The organism is Acetobacterium malicum subsp. dehalogenans DSM 11527 (assembly GCF_000472665.1).
GTDB classification, from domain to species: Bacteria; Bacillota; Clostridia; order Eubacteriales; family Eubacteriaceae; genus Acetobacterium; species Acetobacterium malicum.
The window spans coordinates 1-3,960 of sequence record NZ_AXAC01000071.1 but is presented as its reverse complement, the minus strand read 5'-3'; the positions used below and the strand labels follow the sequence as shown (position 1 = coordinate 3,960).

At 47.3% G+C, this 3,960-nt stretch carries 1 protein-coding gene; it reads left to right on the top strand.

What is annotated here, in order from left to right; all coding sequences use genetic code 11:
• Positions 1-535 precede the first annotated feature (535 nt).
• Positions 536-3,898 (top strand): Ig-like domain-containing protein, encoded by a 3,363-nt coding sequence (locus A3KS_RS22880; RefSeq protein ID WP_051355969.1) that lies wholly within the window; start codon positions 536-538, stop codon positions 3,896-3,898.
• The last annotated feature ends 62 nt before the right edge of the window (positions 3,899-3,960 follow it).

Here is a 3,960-nt window from a genome sequence, read left to right as displayed (position 1 = left end):
GGAACAGCAGCAGCTGGAAATGTGACAATTCAGGCAAAAACATCAGCGTTTGATCCAGCAGGAGTATCAGCAAGCAATACCCTAACAGTAACTGTGTAGTGATATTTAAGGAACGGTGCCAGCAGCAGCGACAAGGGGACGCTTCTGGACATACGGTCCAAAACTAAAAAAGTAATAAACAACAACAGCACCCTGCAGGTGGCAATAATTGTGGGGTGTTTGTCAAATAAGCGGCGTAGGGATATTTAGTTTTTTCCAGCGACGGATGATTGTGACAACAAGTTCGCTAAATACGGAGGATTTAAACCACCGGAGTGAACCTACACCAACATTCCAATCTCATAAAAAACAATCACTGTTTTATTTAAAAAGAGGCTTCGGCCTCTTTTTTCATTGTCGATAAAAATAAATATTTACTAAAATATGTGGCACACAGTCTGCCACATCTTGACATTAGCCGATTAAAAGCTTAAGATATCTTTAAGTGTTTTCGAGAAAGAAAAAATCTAAAAACTAAGTAAGAGGGAGAAAACGAGTGAAAAAGTTAAGTATCAGTATTTTAGCAGCGTTGATGATGATCATGATGGTCTTTTCAACCGGTGTTTTTGCTGCCAGCGAACAGAATGAGGCAACTGGCACCGAGGTGCCAAATGCAACATTAGGTGCCGCTGCCATTAATCAGGTTGGCGTGGCCTACCGTACCCATGTCCAAAATCTAGGCTGGGAAGATTCCTGGGCATTAAGCGGTAATACCGCCGGCACCCAGGGTCAGGGACTGCGTCTGGAAGGGATCCAGATTAAATTCTCTGGCAGCTATCCAGCCGGAGCTGCAATCGAATACCGTACCCATGTCGAAAACCTGGGTTGGGAAACCGCCTGGACCTCCAACGGTAATACCTCCGGTTCCCAAGGCATGGGACTGCGTCTGGAAGGGATCCAGATTCGTCTGGTCAACATGCCGGACTATTCCATTGAGTATCGTACCCACGTTCAAAATGAGGGCTGGGAAACCAACTGGTCAAAAGACGGAGCCACCTCCGGTTCTCAGGGTCAGGGTCTGCGATTGGAAGGGATTGAAATCAGAATTGTTAAAAAGACGGCTGATTTAAGTGCTTATAAAGCGATCCTGGCAGATGTTAATGCAGAAGACGAAGATGATTATACTGCTTATTCCTGGGAACACCTGCAAACAGTAATCGCTGATAATAAGGTAACAACCGCGAATGCTCAAACCGAAATTGATGCGGCAACAAAAGCGATTCAGGCCGCCTTTGATGCGCTGGAAAAAGAAGCGGATGCCAAGGTTTACAGCAAAGCTGGTACCTACGGGCCAGCCAAAGGCATCGAAACCATCAGTAAAGATGTCATCATCGATGCTGACAATGTGATTCTGCAGAATATTCATATTAAAGGAAATCTGATTATTTCTGAAAAAGTGGGCGATGGTGAAGTCACCCTGAATAATATTACCGTCGACGGCGAAACCTTTGTCCGTGGTGGTGGTGAAAACAGTATTCACATCAATGGTGGCGAATATAACCGCATCACGATCCAACAGGCTCCCGATGGAAAAATAAGACTGGTAGCCCTGGATGCTGATGGGATCGAAATTGTCATCGCCGAAGATCTTGAAGGTGAAACCGTCATCCTGGAAGGTGAATTTGACAGCGTTCAAGTGGATGCCCCAGATGTCAATATCGAAACTCAGGGAACGACTGTCATTGCCGAAATGACCATCTCTGAGAACGGCGAAGGTAGCCAGATTACCATGAGTTCAGCCTCACAGGTCAGCTCGATGGTATTTGACGGTGCCGCCGATGTTAAGGGCCAGGGAAAAATTATTAGAGCCCAGGTCAATGCCGATAACGTCACCTACGAAAGAGAACCGGTGAAAGTCACCGTGGATCCTTCGGTTGAAGTCGAACCAGAACTGATCGTCGTTTTAGTTAAGTCGATCAGCGTTAATAGTCCCAACAATGCAACAACCGTATTAAAAGGCAGCACCATGCAGATGTCCACCACCATCACACCTGCCAATGCCTCCAATACAAAGGTCAACTGGACCATCATCAATGGTACTGGTTCAGCATCGATCACCAGCAGCGGCGTGCTAACCCCGATCACCATCGGGACCATTACCGTCAAAGCCACCGCTCAGGACGGCTCTAACAAATATGGAATGAGAACCCTGACCGTTAATAATCCGGCGACAGCGGCGATTGCGTCGTCAACCGTATTGGTAAACGGAACCGTTAATCCGGCCATCGTGGTCACATTGACTAACGATACCTTTACTGCAACAGCCAATCAGCTTGTTAATTGGACCAGCACCGTTGGCACCACCGGATTAACCCTGAATTCAATCGTCAAAAACAGCGATACTCAGGTGACCATTTATACCACCGGTACCACAGTCGCTGGAACCATGACCTTGCAGGCCAAAGCAGCGGCACTGACCAAAGGTACCGCCAGCAATACCTTATCACTGACCGCAGCCATCGTGCCGGTAACAGCGATTACGGTTACGAGTGCCGGTAGCGCCACCAGCGTAGCGATGGGCAGTACCCTGCAGATGGCTGCAACGATTGCACCGACGAATGCGAGTAATAAGAATGTGACGTGGACGGTGGTTAGTGGGACAGGGACGGCGACGATTTCAATCACCGGGTTGTTGTCACCGGTAACTGCTGGTACCATTACGGTTAGAGCGACTGCTCAGGATGGGACAGCGATTTACGGTGATAAGGCAATCACTATTGGAGCGTTGAGTAGTGATGCTTCATTAAAAACAACATCGACAGTAAAAGGACAGACAGTAACCAGTCTAGGAACCCCAAATGCGACGTTAGCATCTGTTGTGGCAGGTTCAGTCACGATCACCGCAGAAAAAGCAGTGGACACGTCTAACATAGGTACGTTCATAACATTGTTTGATAAGACTGACGCTGGAGCCACGGTTAAGGTTGTAAAATATGCAAGTGGCGCTTCAACGACCAATTTTGCGACAGATACAGCTTATGCAAATACGGCTATTACGAACAATGATTTCTTTATCGTGCGTGTAACGGCGGCAAATGGGACGACGATTGCTTATTATAAGGTTGTTGTGACGGTAACAGCAAGCAATGACGCGACATTAAAAACAACATCGACCGTAAAAGGACAGACAGTAACCAGTCTGGGAACCCCAAATGCGACGTTAGCATCTGCTGTGGCAGGTTCAGTCACGATCACCGCAGCGAAAGCAGCGGACACATCAAATACAGGAACGTTCATTACACTGTTTGATAAGACTAATGCAGGGGCGACGGTTAAGGTTGTAAAATATGCAAGCGGAGCATCAACGGCTGCTTTTGCGACAGATACAGCTTATGCAAATGCAGCGATTACGAATAATGATTTCTTTATCGTGCGTGTAACGGCAGCGAATGGGACGACGATAGCTTATTATAAGGTTGTTGTGACGGTGACACCGGCGGCAAGCAGTGATGCAACACTGAAGGCAGTGTCAACAGTAAAAGGACAGACGGTAACCAGCTTGGGAACGCCAAATGCGACGTTAGCATCTGCTGTGGCAGGTTCAGTCACGATTACGACAGCGAAAGCGGCGGACATATCAAACACAGGAACGTTCATAACACTGTTTGATAAGACTGATGCAGGGGCAACGGTTAAGGTTGTAAAATATGCAAGCGGAGCATCAACGGCTGCTTTTGCGACAGATGCGGCTTATGCAAATGCAGCGATTACGAATAATGATTTCTTTATCGTGCGAGTAACGGCAGCGAATGGGACGACGATTGCTTATTATAAGGTTGTTGTGTCGGTGTCAGCAGCGCCGGATACGGTAGTACCAACAGTAGGAACACCAGCAATAACGACAGCGGCCGTTGCATAGGAACACCAGCAATAACGACAGCGGCCGTTGCAGATACAACATTAACATTGAATTGGACAAAA